This window comes from Thiohalorhabdus denitrificans (assembly GCF_001399755.1).
Classification (GTDB): Bacteria; Pseudomonadota; Gammaproteobacteria; order Thiohalorhabdales; family Thiohalorhabdaceae; genus Thiohalorhabdus; species Thiohalorhabdus denitrificans.
Window position 1 is genome coordinate 383072 of the sequence record NZ_LJCP01000010.1, and the last position, 18840, is coordinate 401911.

At 64.6% G+C, this 18840-nt stretch carries 10 protein-coding genes; 5 read left to right on the plus strand and 5 right to left on the minus strand.

Annotation, left to right across the window (positions count from 1 at the left end):
- Positions 1–34: 34 nt before the first annotated feature.
- From serA to gyrA, 3 genes are all read right to left on the minus strand, one after another.
- Positions 35–1615 (minus strand): phosphoglycerate dehydrogenase, encoded by a 1581-nt coding sequence (gene serA, locus AN478_RS08485; RefSeq protein ID WP_054966179.1) that lies wholly within the window; start codon positions 1613–1615, stop codon positions 35–37.
- Positions 1616–1867: 252 nt separating this feature from the next.
- Positions 1868–2950, minus strand: a complete 1083-nt coding sequence (serC, locus tag AN478_RS08490; protein ID WP_054966180.1) for a 3-phosphoserine/phosphohydroxythreonine transaminase — start codon at positions 2948–2950, stop codon at positions 1868–1870.
- Positions 2951–3025: 75 nt separating this feature from the next.
- Positions 3026–5590, minus strand: coding sequence for a DNA gyrase subunit A (gyrA, locus tag AN478_RS08495; RefSeq protein WP_054966181.1), 2565 nt, complete (start codon positions 5588–5590; stop codon positions 3026–3028).
- 249 nt (positions 5591–5839) lie between these two features.
- On the opposite strand from gyrA, the gene AN478_RS08500 reads away from it, so the two are divergent.
- From AN478_RS08500 to dapE, 5 genes are all read left to right on the plus strand, one after another.
- Positions 5840–6040 (plus strand): YgaP family membrane protein, encoded by a 201-nt coding sequence (locus tag AN478_RS08500; RefSeq protein ID WP_054966182.1) that lies wholly within the window; start codon positions 5840–5842, stop codon positions 6038–6040.
- A 140-nt stretch (positions 6041–6180) separates the two neighbouring features.
- Positions 6181–6885 (plus strand): bifunctional 2-polyprenyl-6-hydroxyphenol methylase/3-demethylubiquinol 3-O-methyltransferase UbiG, encoded by a 705-nt coding sequence (gene ubiG, locus AN478_RS08505; protein WP_054966183.1) that lies wholly within the window; start codon positions 6181–6183, stop codon positions 6883–6885.
- Between the two features lie 4 nt (positions 6886–6889).
- Complete coding sequence (dapC, locus tag AN478_RS08510; RefSeq protein WP_054966184.1) at positions 6890–8086, plus strand: succinyldiaminopimelate transaminase; 1197 nt, start codon at positions 6890–6892, stop codon at positions 8084–8086.
- Positions 8087–8320: 234 nt separating this feature from the next.
- Positions 8321–9142 (plus strand): 2,3,4,5-tetrahydropyridine-2,6-dicarboxylate N-succinyltransferase, encoded by an 822-nt coding sequence (dapD, locus tag AN478_RS08515; protein WP_054966185.1) that lies wholly within the window; start codon positions 8321–8323, stop codon positions 9140–9142.
- A gap of 1 nt (position 9143) precedes the next feature.
- A complete protein-coding gene (dapE, locus tag AN478_RS08520; RefSeq protein WP_054966186.1) occupies positions 9144–10280 on the plus strand; it encodes a succinyl-diaminopimelate desuccinylase in 1137 nt (378 codons plus the stop codon).
- A gap of 109 nt (positions 10281–10389) precedes the next feature.
- Here dapE and AN478_RS08525 read toward each other — a convergent pair whose 3' ends face one another.
- Together AN478_RS08525 and AN478_RS13600 are read right to left on the minus strand one after the other, a co-directional pair.
- Entirely contained in the window at positions 10390–14214 is a 3825-nt protein-coding gene (locus tag AN478_RS08525) for an Ig-like domain-containing protein (protein WP_054966187.1), read from the minus strand.
- Positions 14215–14742: 528 nt separating this feature from the next.
- Positions 14743–18771, minus strand: coding sequence for an RHS repeat-associated core domain-containing protein (locus AN478_RS13600; RefSeq protein ID WP_074471327.1), 4029 nt, complete (start codon positions 18769–18771; stop codon positions 14743–14745).
- Between the last annotated feature and the right edge of the window lie 69 nt (positions 18772–18840).

Genomic DNA, 18840 nt, shown 5'->3' on the forward strand with positions numbered 1-18840 from the left:
CCTACCCGTTACGTCGGGGCGGAGGTACCCGTAGCTACAGGTTCACCTCCTTGACCTCCAGGACGTTCTCCTCGGAGGCGATCTGCTTGAGCACGTCCGCAGGCACCGACTGATCCACGCTGATGAAGGAAACCGCCTGCTGATGCGGGGCCTCCCGGCCCAGCATGAAGCCCGCGATGTTGATGCCGGCGTTGCCCAGGGTGGTGCCGATGCGGCCGATGAGGCCGGGCTCGTCGCGGTTGGCCATGTACAGCAGGCGCCCGTCCGGCACCAGCTCCAGCTCCACGCCGTTGAGCTCCACCACCCGCGGGGTGCCGTGCACCAGGGTGCCGTCGATGGTCCAGGCGCGCTTCTCGGTGGTCAGGGTCACCCGCACCATGCTGGTGAACTCCTCGGCCTGCTTCCTGGTGGTCTCGCTCACCTTGATGTCACGCTGCTCGGCGAGCAGGGGCGCGTTCACCAGGTTCACCGAGTCCGGCAGGATGGGGTCCAGCACACCCTTCAGGATGGTGGTGGTGATGGGCTTCTGGTTGAGCCCGGAGACCTCGCCGGCGTACTCGATGTCCACCTTCTTCAGCCCGCCCGCGGCGAGCTGGCCGAGGATGGAGCCCAGCCGCTCGCCCAGGTTCAGGTAGGGCTGCAGCAGCGGCATCTCCTCCTCGGCCACCGAGGGGATGTTCACCGCGTTCTGGATGGTGCCCTTATTCAGGTAGTCGGCGATCTGCTCGGCCACCTGCACGGCCACGTTCACCTGGGCCTCCTCGGTGGAGGCGCCGAGGTGCGGCGTGCAGATGAAATTGTCGTGGCGCAGCAGGGGATGGTCCTCCCCCACCGGCTCCTCCTCGAACACGTCGAGGGCGGCGCCGCGGATCTTGCCGGCTTCCAGGGCCCGGTCGAGGGCCGCCTCGTCCACCACCCCGCCGCGCGCGGCGTTAATGAGGATGGCGTTATCCTTCATCTGGTCGAAGGCGTCATCGTTCACCAGGTGCTTGGTGGCGTTGGTGAGCGGGGTATGGATGGTCATGAAGTCGGCGCGCCGGAACAGCTCGTCCAGCTCCACCAGCTCCACGCCCAGGTCGTCGGCGCGCTCCTGGGAGATGAAGGGGTCGTAGGCGATGACCCGCATCTTCAGGCCGTGGGCCCGCTCGATCACCAGCGAGCCGATGTTGCCGGTACCGATCACGCCGAGGGTCTTCTGGTAGAGCTCGACGCCCCCCCACTTGGTCTTCTCCCACCGGCCCTGTTTCAGGGCGGCGGAGGCCTGCGGGATGTTGCGGGCCGCGGAGACCATCAGGGAGACGGCGTGCTCGGCGGTGGTCACCGTGTTGCCGAAGGGCGTGTTCATCACGATGATGCCCTTCTGGGACGCCGTGGGGATGTCGACGTTGTCCACGCCGATCCCGGCGCGCCCCACCACCTTCAGGTTGGTGGCGGCGTTGATGATGTCCTCGGTCACCTTGGAGGCGGAGCGGATGGCCAGGCCGTCATACTCGCTGATGATCTCCTTGAGCTCATCGGGCGACAGCCCGGTCTTCACGTCCACCTCGATGCCGTGCTCCTGGAACACGGCCTCCGCCTTCGGCGACATCTTGTCGCTGATCAGTACCTTCGGCATCTGAAATAAGACCTCGTATCCGGGTTGGTTCGGGGGATCGGGAGAGCGCCCGCCGGCGGGGAGGCCGGAAAGAAGCCCCGACGACGCGGCGCCCCACGGGACGGGGAGGCCCCTGCAGCAGGGCCTCCCCCTGGCGGACGGGCCTTGGTGGCGCCCGGTCCCGCGCCCGATGGCGCCGTCCACGGGGCCGCGGACGCCGCCGTTCTTCCCGCTCCGGGAGCGGCGTCCCTGACCGACCCCCTCAGGAGGCGGCTACGCGTTCCGCTTCTCGAAATCGCGCATGAAATCGATCAGCGCGTCCACTCCGGCCTCGGGCATGGCGTTGTAGATGGAGGCGCGCATACCGCCCACGGAACGGTGCCCCTTCAGCGCCACCAGACCCTTCTCGCCCGCCTCCTCCAGGAAGGTGGCATCCAGATCCGGATTGGACAGGGTGAAGGGCACGTTCATGTAGCTGCGGTCCTCGGGGACCACGGGGGAATGGTAGAAATCGCTGCCGTCGATGGCCTCGTAGAGCTTGTTGGCCTTGCGCTGGTTCAGCTCCGCCATGGCCTCCAGGCCGCCCTGCTCCTTGAGCCACTCGAACACCAGGCCGGCGATGTAGATGCCGTAGGTGGGCGGGGTGTTGTACAGGGACTTGGCGTCCACGTGGGTCTTGTAGTCGAACATGGTCGGGCACCAGTCCACGGCGTGCCCCACCAGGTCGTTGCGCACGATAACGATGGTCAGCCCGCTGGGCCCGATGTTCTTCTGGGCGCCGGCGTAGATCATGCCGAACTTGCTGACATCGATGGGCCGGGAAAGGATGTCCGAGGACATGTCGGCCACCAGCGGCACGTCACCGGTATCGGGGGTGTAGTGGAACTCGGTCCCGAAGATGGTGTTGTTGCTTGTCATGTGGCAGTAGGCGGCCGCGGGGTCGAGCTCCAGCTGGTCCTGCTTGGGGATCCAGGTGAAGTTCTCGGCCTCGGCGGTGGCGGGCACGTTCGCCTCGCAGTAGCGCTTGCCCTCGGAGATGGCCTTCTTGGACCAGCTGCCGGTGTTGATGTAGTCCGCCTTACCCTTGCCGCGCAGCAGGTTGAGCGGGATCATGGCGAACTGGCTGCTCGCGCCGCCCTGGAGAAAGAGAACCGAGTAGTCGTCGGGGATCTGCATGAGCTCGCGGAGGTCGGCCTCCGCCTTCTCGATGATGGCGGTGAACTCCTTGCCGCGATGGCTCATCTCCATCACCGACATGCCCGACCCGTGCCAGTCCAGAATCTCCTCGCCGGCTTTGCGCAGGACCGCTTCGGGCAGGGCGGCGGGTCCGGCGCTGAAATTGAATACTCGGCTCATCGACATCTCCAAGGAATGAATGAAGCCCCGTATTTTAACGCAAATGGCGCCATTCCTTAAATCGGGGCTCCCCGCCTACTCCTCATCCCCTTGTTCTTCCGTGCCATTCACCTGCTCGGCGGATTCCTCCACCCGCTCCGCGCCCACCACGCGCTCGCCCTTGGCGAGATCGATGAGGCGTACGCCCTGGGTATTCCGCCCCATGCGGGATATGCCCTCCAGCGGGGTGCGGATGAGGGTGCCCTGAGAGGTCACCAGCATCACCTCGTTGTCGGGATGCACCAGCCGCACGCTCACCACCTCGCCGTTGCGCTCGGAGACCTTGATGGTGAGGATCCCCTGCCCGCCCCGGCCCTGGAGGCGATATTCGTCCAAGGGGGTGCGCTTGCCGAAGCCGTTCTCGGTGACCGTCAGGACTTCCCAGCCGGGCCGGACCACCTGCAGGCCGATCAGGCGGTCGCCCTCGGCCATCTCGATGCCGCGCACGCCGTGGGCGTTGCGGCCCATGATCCGCACCTCCTGCTCGGGGAAGCGGATGGCCTTGCCCCGGTTGGTGGCCATGAGCATCTCGTCGTTGCCACCGGTGATCCGCGCCCCCACCAAAGACTCGCCCTGGTCCAGTTTGATGGCGATGATCCCGGCTTTGCGGGGGCGGGAGAAGTCCATGAGGTCCACCCGCTTGACCACCCCCTTGGAGGTGGCCATCACCACGTAGCGGCCCTCCTCGAAGGCGTCCACGGGCAGCACCGTGGTGATGCGCTCGTCCTTCTCCAGCGGCAGGAGGTTGACGATGGCCTTGCCGCGGGCGGTGCGGCCCGCCTCGGGCAGCTCGTACACCTTCAGCCAGTAGACCTTGCCGGCGTTGGAGAAGCACAGGATGTACTGGTGGGTGGAGGCGACGAACAGCCGCTCCACGAAGTCCTCGGCGTCGCGGGTCGCGGCGGCGGCCTTGCCCTTGCCGCCGCGCCGCTGGGCGCGGTAGCCCGACAGGGGCTGGCGCTTGATGTAGCCGGCCCGGGTCATGGTGACCACCATGTCCTCCTCGGCCACCAGGTCCTCCAGGGTCAGCTCGGAGGCGGCCTCCTGGATCTCGGTACGCCGCTCGTCGCCGAAGCGCTCCTTGATGTCCACCAGCTCGTCGCGGATCACGCCCATCAGCCGCTCCTCGGAGCGCAGGATGTCGAGGAGGTCGTCGATCTTGTCGAGGATCTCCTCGAACTCGCCGATCACCTTGTCGCGCTCCAGGCCGGTGAGGCGGTGCAGGCGCATGTCGAGAATGGCCTGGGCCTGCTCGGGGGAGAGCTTGTAGCCCCCCTCCACCAGGCCGATGCCCTCCTCGTTGCGGATGCCGCCCGACTGGGCGGCCCGCTGCACCAGGTGCTCCACGCCGCCGGGCTCCCACACCTCGGCGGTGAGCCGCTGCTTGGCGGTGGCCGGGTCCGGCGACTGGCGGATCAGGTTGATCACCGGGTCCAGGTTGGCCAGGGCCACGGCCAGGCCTTCCAGGGTGTGGGCCCGCTTGCGGGCCTGGCGCAGGTCGTAGAGGGTGCGCCGGGTGACCACCTCGCGGCGGTGCTGGACAAAGGCCTCCAGCACCTCCTTGAGGTTGAGGGTCCGCGGCTGGCCCTGGTCGAGCGCCAGCAGGGTGATGCCGAACACCGACTCCAGCTGGGTCTGCTTGTACAGGTTGTTGAGGACGATCTCCGGCTCTTCGCCACGCTTCAGCTCGATAACCACGCGGATGCCGTCCTTGTCGGACTCATCGCGCAGGTCGCTGATGCCCTCGATCTTCTTGTCCTTGACGAGGTCGGCGACCTTCTCCACCAGCCGCGCCTTGTTGACCATATAGGGCAGCTCGTGGATGACCAGCCGCTGGCGCCCCTTCTTGTCCTCCTCGGTGCGCACCCGGCCGCGGACCCGGATGGAGCCGCGCCCGGTGCGGTAGGCGGAGAGGATGCCGTCGCGGCCGTTGATGATGCCGGCGGTGGGGAAATCGGGGCCGGTGATGAAGCCCAGCAGGTCGTCGACGGTGCGCTCGGGGTCGTCGATGAGCGCTACGCAGCCGTCGATCACCTCGCGCAGGTTGTGCGGCGGGATGTTGGTGGCCATGCCCACGGCGATGCCGGCGGCGCCATTCACCAGCAGGTTGGGCACCCGCGACGGCAGCACGGCGGGCTCCGTCTCCGCGCCGTCGTAGTTGGGGACGAAGTCCACCGTCTCCCGGTCGATGTCCGTGAGCAGCTCGTGGGCCAAGCGGGCCATGCGCACCTCGGTGTAGCGCATGGCCGCGGCGTTGTCGCCATCGATGGAGCCGAAGTTGCCCTGCCCGTCCACCAGCGGGTAGCGCATGGTGAAGTCCTGGGCCAGGCGCACGATGGTGTCGTAGACGGCGGCGTCGCCGTGGGGATGGTATTTACCGATGACGTCGCCCACCACGCGGGCGGACTTCTTGTAGGGCTTGTTCCAGTCGTTGTTCAGGGTGTGCATGGCGTAGAGCACGCGCCGATGCACCGGCTTGAGACCGTCCCGGACGTCGGGGAGCGCCCGTCCCACGATCACGCTCATGGCATAATCGAGGTAGGACGTGCGCATCTCCTCCTCGAGATTAACGGGCATCATTTCCTTGGCGAATTCGGCCATGAGGTCCCAAGCTCCCGTTCCTGAATGAAGAAAGAATGAAGCATAACCCCCGGAAAACCCGGGGTCAAACCGGCACCCGGGCTATGGGATTTTCCGCCTCCGCCCGGTTCCCCGGCCAACAGCGGGGCATTTTCCCAATTTCCCCGGCATCCGCCCGGTACCTTTCCCCCCGCCGCTCCATATTTTGCTACCCGTTGAATCGGGCGTAAAATCCCATCCTGAACTGGCAGCCCAATGGGAGACGCGGCCATGAAGGAGAACGTGGGAACAATCGACATGGTCCTGCGCATCGTCGTCGGGGCGGTTTTGCTTGCCTTTGCCGTAACCGAACCGGTGGCCAACTGGTGGGGCTGGATCGGCCTGATCCCCCTGGCCACCGGCGCCTTTCGCCGCTGCCCGGCCTACGCCCTGCTGGGCACCGACACCTGCGGCACCAAGAAACAGGCCTGAATCCCCCGCTTCCGGACGCCCTGCCCGGCCGGCCCGCCAGGACCGGCCGGGCTTTTCTATCGGGGGCCGTCGGGCTATGTTAGGGCCCGCGCCGCTCCCGAGGCCCCCGGTTTTCCACGCCCCCCTGCAGGAGGAACGCGATGGCTGCCGTCGACGAGGCGGAAATCAACAAATTCGAGCAGCTCGCCGAGCGCTGGTGGGACCCGGAGGGCGAGTTCAAGCCCCTGCACCGCATCCAGCCCCTGCGCCTGGACTATATCCGCAGCGTGGTGGACCTGGACGGTAAGCGCGTCCTGGACGTGGGGTGCGGGGGCGGCCTGCTGGCCGAGGGCATGGCCGCGGCGGGGGCCGAGGTCACCGGGGTGGAGCCGGGCGAGGCCGCCGTCGGCGCGGCCCGGGCCCATCTGAAGGTGAGCGGGCTGTCGGTGGACTACCGCCAGGGCGAGGCGGCGGATCTGCTTCCGGAGGAGGCAGAATCCTTCGACGTGATCACCTGCATGGAGGTGCTGGAGCACGTCCCGGATCCGGCCCGGCTGGTGGACGAGTGCGCCCGCCTGCTCAAGCCCGGCGGTACCCTGTTCTTCGCCACCCTGAACCGCACCGTGCGCTCCTACCTCATGGCCATCGTCGGCGCCGAGTACATCCTGCGCTGGCTGCCCAAGGGCACCCACGACTGGGAGAAGTTCATCCGCCCCGCCGAGATGGAGGCCCACCTGCGGGCCGCCGGCCTGCTGCCGCGGGAGATCCGGGGCATGATCTTCAACCCCCTGGACAACTCCTTCCGCCTGGGCAGCGACGTGGCGGTGAACTACCTGGGCCACACCACCAAGCCCGGGGACGCCTGAGCCCATGAATCCCCGTCTGCAAGCCCTGAACCCCTATCCCTTCGAGCGCCTGCGCGAGCTGTTCCGGGACGTGCAGCCGCCCGCGGACCGGGAGCCCATCAATCTCGGCATCGGTGAGCCCAAGCAGGCCCCGCCGCAGTTCGTGCTGGACGTGGTGGAGCGGGAGCAGGCGGGCTTCGCCCGCTACCCCACCACCGGCGGCACGCAGGCGCTGCAGCAGGCCTGCGCCCGCTGGGCCACGGAGCGCTTCCGGCTGCCCCAGGGCTCCCTGGAGCCGGGCCGGAACGTGATCCCGGTGAACGGTACCCGGGAGGCCCTGTTCGGCATCGCCCAGGCGGTGGTGGGCGCCAAGGAGCGCCCGGCGGTGGCCATGCCCAACCCCCTGTACCAGATCTACGAGGGCGCAACCCTGTTCGCCGGCGCGGAGCCGGTCTACGTGGCCGCCGGGGAGACCGGGGGCCTGCCCGACTTCGCCGCCCTGCCGGAAGAGGTGCTGGCCCGCACCGAGCTGCTCTACGTCTGCTCCCCCGCCAATCCCACGGGCGCGGTTGTGGGCCGGGAGCAGTACCGGGAGCTGCTCGATCTGGCCGACCGGCATGACTTCGTGATCGCAGCCGACGAGTGCTACTCCGAGATCTACCCCGACGAGGACAACCCCCCGGTGGGGCTGCTGGAGGTGGCCGCCGCCGAGGGACGCACCGACTACCGGCGCTGCCTGGCCTTCCACAGCCTGTCCAAGCGCTCCAACCTCCCGGGGCTACGCTCGGGCTTCGTGGCCGGGGACGCCGAGGTGCTGGAGGGCTTCCTCAAGCTGCGCACCTACCTCGGCAACGCCACGCCCCCGCCGCTCCAGGAGGCGGCCATCGCCGCCTGGGGCGACGAGGAGCACGTGCGGGCGAACCGGGACGCCTACCGCGAGCGCTTCGCCCGAGTGCTGGAGGTGCTGCGGCCGGTGCTGGACGTGGAGGCCCCCGCCGGCGGCTTCTACCTGTGGCCCCGGGTGCCCGGCGGCGGCGAGCGCTTCGCCAAGGAGCTCTACGCCCGGGAGGGGATCACGGTCCTGCCCGGTGCCTACCTGGGCCGGGCGGTGGACGGCCGCAACCCCGGGGCGGAGCATGTACGCATCGCCCTGGTGGACGACGTGGAGCGGTGCGAGGACGCCGCCTGGCGGATCCGACGGGTGGCCGAAGACCTGCAATGACGCCACAGGCAAATCCGTAAGAACCGTTCATCCCGCAGTAGGCTTGGTGTGGTATGGGATGGGGGCTTGTGCGGGAGCGGTCCGTGACCGCGACCGGTTCAATCGCCCTTCATCACGGTCACGGACCGCTCCCACAAGCGATTTGTAAAATTGTGCAAACCATTCATCCATTTTTTGGGGCCAACCGGACCCACTAAAGATTTTCCCAATTTTTCCAGGATTTAGGAGCCGGACATGGACAATCTGAAGCAGACCATCGAGGCGGCCTTCGAGCGCCGTGCTGATATCACCCCCGATAACGTGGACCCCGAGACCTTCAAGGCCGTGGAGGAGGCCATCGGCCTGCTCGACCGCGGCGAGGCCCGGGTGGCCGAGAAATCGGGCGGCGAGTGGGTGGTCAACGAGTGGCTGAAGAAGGCCGTGCTGGTGTCCTTCCGCATCCACGGCAACCGCGTCATGCGCGGCGGCGAGACCCACTACTACGACAAGGTGCCGCTGAAGTACGGCGAGTACGGCCAGAGCGACTTCGAGGCCCAGGGCGCCCGCGTGGTGCCGCCCGCCACCGTGCGGCGCGGAACCTTCATCGCCCCCTCGGCGGTGCTCATGCCCTCCTACTGCAACATCGGCGCCTACGTGGACGAGGGCACCATGGTGGATACCTGGGCCACCGTCGGCTCCTGCGCGCAGATCGGCAAGAACGTGCACATCTCCGGCGGCGCCGGCATCGGCGGCGTTCTGGAGCCCCTGCAGGCCAACCCCGTGATCATCGAGGACGAAGTGTTCATCGGCGCCCGCTCCGAGGTGGCCGAGGGCGTGATCGTCGAGGAAGGCTCGGTGCTGTCCATGGGCGTCTACCTCGGCCAGTCCACCCGGATCCTCAACCGCGAGACCGGCGAGGTCCTCAAGGGCCGCGTACCGGCCAACTCCGTGGTGGTCCCGGGCACCATGCCCTCCTCCGACGGCACCCACAGCCTCTACTGCGCGGTGATCGTCAAGCAGGTGGACGCCGGCACCCGGGCCAAGACCTCCGTCAACGAGCTGCTGCGGGACGCCTGAATTGACGGACGCCGTTACCCAGCTCACCCGCGAACTCATCGCCATCCCCTCGGTGACCCCGGACGACGGGGCCGGCCAGGCGCCCCTGCGCGACCGGCTGGCCCCGTTGGGGTTCCAACTGGAGGACATGAGCGAGGGCAACGTGGCCAACCTCTACGCCCGCTACGGGAACCAGGGGCCGGTAGTGGCCTTCGCCGGCCACACGGACGTGGTGCCCACCGGCGCCGAGGAGGACTGGACCCACCCGCCCTTCTCCCCCACCGCCTCCGGGGCCTACCTGTACGGGCGCGGCGCGGCGGACATGAAGGGCTCCCTGGCCGCCTTCACGGTAGCGGTGGAGCGGTTCCTGGCCCGCCACCCGGAGCCCCAAGGCTCCATCGCCCTCCTCATCACCGGCGACGAGGAGGGCCCCGCCGTTCACGGCACGCCGGTGATGGTGCGCCGGCTCGCCGAGCGCGACGAAATGCCCGACTACTGCCTGGTGGGCGAGCCCTCCTGCAGCGAGCGGCTGGGGGACACGGTGAAGAACGGCCGGCGGGGGTCGCTGACCGGGGAGATGGTGGTCCTCGGCACCCAGGGCCACGTGGCCTACCCCCACAAGGCGGACAACCCGGTCCACCGGGCCCTGCCCGCCCTGCAGGAGCTGGTGGAGACCGAATGGGACGCGGGCAACGCCTACTTCCCGCCCACCAGCTTCCAGATCCCCAACGTCCGCGCCGGCACCGGCGCCCACAACGTCATTCCTGGCACGCTGGACGTCCAGTTCAACTTCCGCTACTCCACCGAGCGCACCAAGGACGACCTCAAGGCCCAGGTCCACGAGATCCTGGACCGCCACGGCCTGCGCTACGACCTGCACTGGCACGAAAACGGCGACCCCTTCCTCACCGAGCCCGGCCCGCTGGTCAACGCCCTCACCGAGAGCATCCGCGCGGCCACGGGGGTCGACACCCACCTCTCCACCGCCGGCGGCACCAGCGACGGCCGCTTCATCGCCCCGCACGGCGTCCAGGTGGCGGAGTTCGGTCCGCTCAACGACACCATCCACCAGGTGGACGAGCGGGTGGCCATGGAGGACCTGGAGCGGTTGGCGGAGATCTACGAAGGGGTGCTGGAGCGGCTGCTGACGGAAACGTAGCAAAGGCCGAACATTTTCCTGTGGGAGCGGTCCTCGACCGCGACCCTGAAAAGGACAAGGGCCGGGAAACCCCGGCCCTTGTACCCGAACACCGGACATCCCCGCCCGTTTATTCCTCCGCGCCCGGAACCTCCACATAGCCGTCGGACGCATCGGTCATCTCCCGCTTGCCGTCGGTGATGCGGGCGACGATGCGGTACTTACCGGCGGGGAGATCCGGCAACCGCCACTTGTAGCTGTCGCCCTGGCGGTCGGGGTCTTCCTCCAGGCCGCCGACGATCACCGTTTCCTCCCCGGGCTCGCCGCCCACCGGCCGGTAGCTCAGGGTGATCCGGGCGTTGTCGTCGGCGTCCAGATCCTTCCAGCGGATGTGGACGCGGTCGCCGGGCTCCTTCTCCTGGGCGCCGTTGGGGCCTTTCAGGCGGATGAACGGCTGGCCGCCGCCGTCGCCGATGACCACCTCGTTGGGGGCGCGAACCTCCTTGCGGGTGTTGCCGTCGTCGATCACCGCGTAGGGGAAGTAGACGCCGTCCTCCAGGCCCGAGAGGTCCCACAGGTAGCGGTCGCCCCGCCCGTCCGGATCCTCCTTCAGGCCCTCCACGATCACGCCGCGGCCGCCGCCGTTTCCGTCCCGATCGTAGTAGTGGTCGATGGTGGCATTGCTGTCCGGGTCGCGGTCGTACCAGTGGAGCAGGGCGTGGTTCTTGTCGGGCGCGCCGGGCTCCTTAGTCGGGGCTTCGTCCTCCTCCCGCTCGGCCGGCTCCTCGGGTTCTTCCTCCGGCATGGGCTGCTTGCCCCGGCCGTCCCCGGGACGCTGGCCGTTGCCGTTGTTGCCACCGCCCACGGTCCCGGGCAGGTCGTACTTCACCTTGTGCAGCCGCATGACCGGCTCGTCGTTGACCCCATCGGCGTCGGCGTAGAACACCACGAAGTCCATCCAGTCCGAGGCCAGGCCGTGCTCGTCCACGGCCCGGGCCCGCCAGTAGTACCAGCCGCTCTCGGGGACGGGGCTGTCGATCCGCCAGGATTCCTCCCCGGATTCCCCGGCGGCCAGCCGCTCGCCCAGGCCGCCCTTCTTGGCCGGGGCGTAGAGCTCGAACTCGTAGTGCAGCTCGTCCCGGTCCACGTCCCTGGAGGGGTTCACCTGCAGGGTGGGCTGGAGGGTGCCCACCCAGCCGCCCTGCCCCGGGTTGGCCGGGGTGGGCACGGTGGGCGGATCGTTGAACTGGTTGACGAAGAAGCTGCCGGCGGTCCAGGGGCTGTCGACCTCGCCGTCGGAGGCCTTGACCCGCCAGAAATACTCGGTGTTGTCCGCCAGCCCGGACACCGGCCAGGCGGCCGTGCCCCGGTCCCCTTCGGGGATGCCGCCCGAGGTCCGCTTGGCGTCGCTGTCAAAGGTGGCCGTCCGGTCCAGCTGGAAGTGGTACGTCACCGGCTCCATCTCCGGATCCTCAGCGTCGCGCGCCAGCAGGTCCACATCCAGGGTCGTCACCTCAACGCCGTCGACAGGCGCCTCGATGGCGGGCGCCGTGGGGGCGTCGTTGCGGGTGTTGACGAAGAAACCCCCCACGGGGCCGGCGGTCTCCGCGCCGTGCTCGTCCACGGCGGTGGCGCGCCAGTGGTACCAGGTGTTCTCCGTCAGCTCGTCGGGCACCGTCCAGGCGGTGGTGCCCTCGTCCCCCTCGGACACGCCGGTGGTGGCAGCGACCTCCTGCGTCAGCGCCTCGTCGACGTAGACGGCGAAGTCGTAGGTGAGAGCGTCCTCGTCCACGTCGGTGCTGTTGGTCACCTCCAGCACGGGGGTAAAGGTGTCCACGAAGGTGCCGTCCGCCGGGCCGCTGATGGCGAACTCCCCGGGCGCGTCGTTCTCCGTGTTGACGAAGAAGGTGCCGCCCACCCATTCGCTGTGGATGTCCGCGCCAAAGGCCCGCGCCCGCCAGTGGAACCAGTGGTTGTCCGTAAGCGCGGGGGACACCGTCCAGGAAGTGGTTTCCTCGGCCTCGGGGACGTCGAGGACATGGGCGACGCGCTCGGACATCTCGGCGTCGGCGTACACCTCGAACTCGTAGGTGACGTCGAACAGGTCGGAGTGCTCGCTGTTGATCAGGGTCAGCTCCGGGGTCTGCGTGGTGACCTCGCTGCCCGCCTCCGGGGCCTTGGGCTCGGGCTCACCCGGTCCGGGGGGCCGGGTGGGATCCATGCCCTCCTCGTACTCCTCCAGGTCGGTGTAGCCGTCGCCGTCGTAGTCGCCGGTGCCGTCCCGGTCGAGGGTGCCGAAGTGCTCCAGCTCCCACTCGTCCTTCATGCCGTCGCCGTCGCGGTCGTGAATCCAGCGCACCTCGATGGGGGCGGACCGGGTGCTTTCCAGCTCGCCGTCGGAGGCGCGGAAGGTAACGTTGTAGGTGCCCTGCTGGCCCAGCTCCGGAGTCCACTCGAAGGTGCCGGTGCCGTCGCCGTTGTCGGTGAATCCGGCCCCTTCGGGAAGATTGTCCACGGACAGGGTGATGGGGTCGCCGTTGGCGTCGGCGGCCTCCACGCCAAAGGCCAGCGTTTCGGTCTCCACCACCACCTGAGGGGGGATGTAGGCGATCTCCGGGGCCACCGGCCCGATGTCCGGGGCCTTCATCACCACCGTGTAGGAGCCGGTGGTGTTGGCGTCGAAGAGGTGAAGGCCGTAGTCCCAGGTCAGATCGTCGTTGCGCTCCCGGGCGAGCCAGGCGTTGCGCGCGTTGATCTCCTTACCGTCGGAGCGGTAGACCGCCTCGATCTCCTTCTGACCCAGATAGGGGTCCCGGACCCGGGCGTGGATGAAGCCGTCCTGCTCGGGGACGGTGAAGCGGTGATGGACCCGGTCGCCGTCCTCCTTGGTGCGCTCCAGGGCGGCGTCGGCGGAGAGGTCCGCCACCTCGCTGTCGGTGCCGTTGGACTCGTACACGGTCAGGAAATCGCCGTCCCGGGCCAGAAAGTCCCGCACGGCGTCCCGCCCGGACAGATCCACCAGGACATCGCGCACCAGGAAATGGGTGTTGACGGCGTCGATGACGGAGGTCAGCGAGCCGCCCAGCTCGTCAGAGTGGCTGAAGGAGGCGTCGAAATCGGTGAAGCGCCCGGAGAGGTCGGTCACCATGCGCCAGCGCCCCACCATGGCCTCGCCGGCGGGGATGCGGCCGAAGTCCAGCAGGAGGGTCGGCTCGGCGGGCTCGTTCTGGATGTAGCTCTCCAGGATCTCGAAGCTGATGTCCAGGCCCTGCTCGTTGGCCACGATCTCGGGCTGGGCGGAGTCGATGGAAACCGACTCCGCGGGGCCGCTGCCGTTGTTGCGGATGCGCACCCCCAGGGTGAAGGGCTCGGCCGGCTCCTCCTCCTCGGTGAAGGGATCGTCGGCGTAGACCTGCTCCTTGAGGAAGTAATCCAGAGTCAGCAGGGGCAGCGGCTTGACGGTGATGGAATCGGGGGCGACGTCGGTCTCGTGATGCTCGCCGGCAAGGTCGTATTCCAGGGTGGCCCCGACGAAGAAGAGCTTGCCGTCGGAGACCTGCCCCGCCGCCCCGGGCGAGGGAATGATCTGCCAGTGGATGTCCGCGGAAGTGGACGGCATGACCGTGCCCGTGCCGTCCACCGCGTCGATGCCGTCCAGGGAATCCTGGCGGATAAAGAAAGTGGCGTCTTCGCTGTCCGGATCGGAGGACGCTACAACGGGGTTGCCATCCTTATCGGTGAATTGGACGGAAACGGCAACGTTCTCCAGTGGATCCGTGTCCAGCCCGTTGTTGATGCGCATGTGCGCTTCAAAGGCCTGCCGCTCCAGAGTGAGTTCCTGCTCAATCTGGAGCTTGACCTGGGCGCAAAGGGATTCCTGGGCAAGGGCCTGCCCAACCTGGGTGAGGAGGCCCAGGAAGCAGGCAAGCGAAATGACCACCTTTTTGGGAAACATCATCCCCCCTTACCCAGGAAAGATTGATCGAAAAGCTAAAAACCGATCAGACCATTCAAATCGTTCAAAAACGAAACCAGCAGTTGCGCTACACCTATTGGGCCCCGCCTAGCGAATAGGGCTCATTCATCGGAAAGGAGATAAGCCGGCCCTACTACAGATAGCCCCGCCACACTTCTCGGAAATTGACGTTGCGGCTGTAGCGCCGGTGCGCTTCATGCATCGCCGGGGCCAGCCCTTCCGTCGGCTCCGGCACGGCAATCAAATGTAGGTGATTCGTCATCAGGCAGCAGGTCCAGATCGCCACCCCATAGTAGGTACACTAGGTCACCAGGAGCTCGAAATAGGCATGATAGTCCTGATCGCCAAAAAAGATCTTTTGCCGACAGTTGCCCAGCTAGATTATGTAGTGCGGAAATCCCGCCGCAACCAAGCGGGCCAATTTAGCCATGGGCCAAGCTCCAATCCCGTCTATTGCGATTTAAGTAAAGTGCCCCCGCAATTCACCCGTCCGGAATTAACGCATACCTAATCACAGCAATCTAAACTTTCAATATTTGAATCGACAATTGTTGATTTCCCTATATACCCGGTCGCGTAAGCGCCAACACTTCCTGATTCGTCATTTTCATCATAGGACTTGCTTTCAGTATTACTGCCATCACTAATACTGAAATTAACTCCCTTTGAGGCCCCCCCAAGTCTAAGATAGGAGGCTCCAGCACTAGCTCTCCCCGCATATACCCCGGCCGCCAGTTCTGCATAGACCCCAGAAAGGACGTCTGGATCTGGGCATTTAAGGCCGTCTTGCAGAGTAACACCATTTGAACCAGAAAGTTCAACGACCTTCCTTGATGAGTTAATTCCCGCCCCGATCGCTAAGACAGTGGCCTCGGCTTTCTTTTCACAGTCTTTGCAAACAGCAGCCCATAAATCGAAAATGCTGCCCGTTGCTCCTGCATAAAGCCAAGAGACGCTAACCTGTACTCTGCTTCCTTTCCAGGTTACCAATCCAAGCGGATCAACCCCAGTAACCGGATTACCCTCTGCATAGGAGTAAGAGTTCCTTCCTGCCCGAAGAGGGTCCCTGGTCAAGTATCGTCCCGTTGAAGAATTATAAAAACGATGAAAGTTATAATATAACCCGGTTTCATCATCTTTATAATGTCCCGGAAAAGATAGGTTGTTGGAAATTTCATTTATTGAAGCAACTCTTTCCCCAAAAGATCCATATTTTGCCGACCAAACAATTCCACCTTTTACATCCACCAATTTCTGGGGAACCCCCGAATGATCGTTTATATAGAAAAAGTAATTTCCGGACTTTTTCATAAATTGAGGATTGGTTGTCCACTCCCCTTCCGGTTGATATCCATAGCTTTTTTGAACCTCACCGCCTCCATCAGTTTCAGCTATAAGCCCTTTCTTGGAATAAACATATAATTTCAAACCATTTACAGTTTTCTTTTTGATACGTCGCCCAAAAGGGTCATAGGAATAAGAAGCTATTTTTTCACCATCTTTCTTCACACTTGCCAATCTGCCTGCCACGTTATACTGGTATTTAGTCACCTCCCCGGTTTCGGTATTAGTTGTTTGAACCAAGTTGCCGTCGGCATCGAATTCCTGTTCGAATTCTCCGTAGTCAACCAATTGGTCGGACTCGTTGTATATCCATTCCCCGGTTGTATGGCTGTAGGTTTTGCGGTTTCCCACAGCATCATAGGTATAGGCCTCGTCTGGTAAGGGATCGGGAGTTTTGGCCTGAATGAGCTGATCTAACGAACTGTAGCTATAGTTGTAGTCGCCATGCTCCGTAATCTTCTCGGTAAGATTGCCGGCGGCATCGTAGGTATACTCAAAGTCCAATAGCGGATTGCCGGCGGGATCCAGAGCTCGGATTTTTCCCAGCCGCATCATGCGGTCGAAGAAATGCTCCTCCACCCCGCCGCCTGGCCGCATTATGCGAGTAGGCCGCATCCACTGGTAATCGTGGTAAGTAATCTCACCGAGGCCGGGAATCATGATCCCTTTTAAGCGGTTAGCGTCGTCATAGCGATAGTTGTAGGTGGTGCCGTCGGGTGCGGTGAAGGACTTTATCTTGCCGTTAACGTAGTAGGTGTAGCTGTAACTCTTGGTGAAATCGCCGTAATCGACAGTGGCGCCGATACGCCGCCCGGCGCTGTCGTAGGTGTAGGTTCCTGTGGTGACACTGCCGCTGTAGCCAGTCATCCGGCCGTCGGCGTCGTAGGTGAAGGCGACGGTGCGGTCTGGGCTAGCGGATGGATCGGTGTGGTAGGTACTCTTCACCCGCCGACCCGCAGCGTCATAGGTATGGCGAATGGCCTGGCCCCTGGCGTTGATCTTCTCCACCAGATTTCCAGCATTGTCGTATCGGTATTGGACAGTGTCCCCATCCGGCCAGAGTATGGCAGTGCGGCGCCCTGCTAAGTCATACTGAAAACGGCGGATAGCAACCCCACGGGCATTCGTTACTTTAAGTAGGTTGTCATGACTGTCGTAAGCGAACCTGGTAACACCTCCAGCAGGATCGATCTTCTTGGTCAGACGGCCAAGGGGGTCATATTCAAACCGAGTTGTCCGGCCTTTGGGATCTGTCTCGGCCACAACTCGCCCCCCAGCGTCAAAGCTCTTCCTTATTACCTGCTCCAGGGTGGAGCCCTCCGCCTTGATAGTCTGAGTTCTCCGTCCTCTGGAATCGTAGGAGAACTTAGCAGCATAGGTTGGATAATTCGTTGAGCTTCGTAGCCGAGGATTGCCCGTATGGGTTTGATCGTAACCATAAGTTGTGGCATTTCCCGCACCATCAATCACTTTGGTCAACCGACCCAAAGAATCATACTTTAAGTCCTGGCTCACCCCGGAAGGATCCGTAATATTAGTTAGCCGACCGCTCCGGTCATAGGCCAAGCGAATGGTGGCGCCCAGTGGATCCGTCATGGCCACTCGACGATCGTCTGCGTTGTACTCAAAAGAAAAAGAATTACCTAGAGGATCGGTTAAGGCGATTCGGTTGCCCACCGCGTCGTATTCGTAGGTGGTTGCGTTACCTAGGGGATCGGCCTCCTCAATAAGATTACCGGCAGCATCGTAGCGCTTGGTCCAGGTCTCGCCCCGGGCATCCACCCGCTTGGTCACCTGTCCCAGCACGTTATGGCTGAACTTTTGAACCCCGCCCTCGGGCCCGGTACGCCTGATGACATTGCCGTACTGGTCGTATTCCAGCCGGATGGTTGCGTCCTCGGCTACGGCGTCACCTCCACGCGTGACAGTAGTTACTCTGTTGTACTGGTCGTATTCGTAGGAAGTTTCCCGCTCGGCCTCGGTCCCCACCGCCTCCACGACCCGTGTCCGGTTTCCGTCGGCGTCGTATTCGTAGCGTGTGACATTGCCGAGCTCGTCCACCTCCCTGGTCCGAAGGTCAGTCCCCGCCCGGTACTCGTAGCGCTGGCTGGAACCATCCGGGTGGGTAACTCGGATCAGGTTGTCCCACTCGTCATACTCGCGAACGGTGCGGTTGCCGGCCGCGTCGATGGTGATCTTCTTGCGGTCCCCGTAGCGGTGCTCGCGCACCAGCTCGCCGTTCTTCCGGATGCGGATGAGATCACCGTCTTTGTTGTAGGTGGTCTCGGTAACCAGCCCTTCCGGACTCTCTTCCCGTTTGACGAACGCACCCTCGGCGGGGTCATGGTCGTAGCTCGTCTGCACCGTAAAGCCACCCGGGGTGGTCTCGCCCTTGAGGGTGCCGTTGGGATTGTATTCGAGCTCGGTGGTGCGGCCCTTGGGATCGGTCTTGGCGGAAAGGCGATCACCGGAATACTCGTAGCTCCAGGTGTTGCCGCGGACGTCGGTTACCTCGGCGAGCTTGGGGCCGTGGTCGTATGTGGTATCGGTGTAGGCATAACGTACGGTTCGCCCTGCTCTATCCTCCACCAGGGTCAGGCGGTCGTCGGTGTTGTAGGAAAAAGTGAGGACCCGGTTGCCGTGGTGGTCAAGAACATGGAGTAGTCGGCCATCGTTGTCGCGCTCGAGGGTAACCTGTATATCGTTGGAATTGCCGTAGGCGACGGCCCGCCGTTCGGCGTTGTAGCGGATCCAGTTGCCCGCCGTGTCCTCCCAGCGGTAGCCTCCGTTTTCCAGGGGAACGATGCGCTTGGTTGGGTCTTTTTCCGGAACGAAATGGTCCCCGTTTTCCTCGTATTCGCTCCCGTTCCGAATTAAGATTTCAGGGGTTCCCGGTTTTTCCGGGCTCACTCCCGGCGCGTATTTGTCCCCGGAAGAAAAACCGGCTGACAGCCCTTTCCAGCGCCGGTTGAACTCCCATTGACCCTGAACCCAGGTCCGCTTCATGCGCACATAGCCGCCAAGGACCTTTATCTTGAGGTCCTCCTGCGTTTCGATGTGCTGCCCGAAGTTTGGAGAGTCCATTTCTTCGGTGGTTGCGGCCTCTGCACCCCAGGCGCTTCCGGATACCGCACTCAAAGCCAGTAGGACCCCGGCCCCGAGCCCCTTCCGCGCGATCCGCCCGTCCATCATTGCTGCCACTTTTTCCCCTTTTGGGCCTTTCCCGCACCGGCAAAAGAATTCACAAATGACGCTTCCGCA

What these genes read in the sequence shown, in the direction of transcription:
- gyrA (WP_054966181.1), bottom strand. Translation starts at nt 5,590, where the DNA reads ATGGCCGAATTCGCCAAGGAAATGATGCCCGTTAATCTCGAGGAGGAG.
- dapD (WP_054966185.1), top strand. Translation starts at nt 8,321, where the DNA reads ATGGACAATCTGAAGCAGACCATCGAGGCGGCCTTCGAGCGCCGTGCT.
- AN478_RS08525 (WP_054966187.1), bottom strand. Translation starts at nt 14,214, where the DNA reads ATGTTTCCCAAAAAGGTGGTCATTTCGCTTGCCTGCTTCCTGGGCCTC.
- serC (WP_054966180.1), bottom strand. Translation starts at nt 2,950, where the DNA reads ATGAGCCGAGTATTCAATTTCAGCGCCGGACCCGCCGCCCTGCCCGAA.
- dapC (WP_054966184.1), top strand. Translation starts at nt 6,890, where the DNA reads ATGAATCCCCGTCTGCAAGCCCTGAACCCCTATCCCTTCGAGCGCCTG.
- AN478_RS08500 (WP_054966182.1), top strand. Translation starts at nt 5,840, where the DNA reads ATGAAGGAGAACGTGGGAACAATCGACATGGTCCTGCGCATCGTCGTC.
- serA (WP_054966179.1), bottom strand. Translation starts at nt 1,615, where the DNA reads ATGCCGAAGGTACTGATCAGCGACAAGATGTCGCCGAAGGCGGAGGCC.
- AN478_RS13600 (WP_074471327.1), bottom strand. Translation starts at nt 18,771, where the DNA reads ATGATGGACGGGCGGATCGCGCGGAAGGGGCTCGGGGCCGGGGTCCTA.
- ubiG (WP_054966183.1), top strand. Translation starts at nt 6,181, where the DNA reads ATGGCTGCCGTCGACGAGGCGGAAATCAACAAATTCGAGCAGCTCGCC.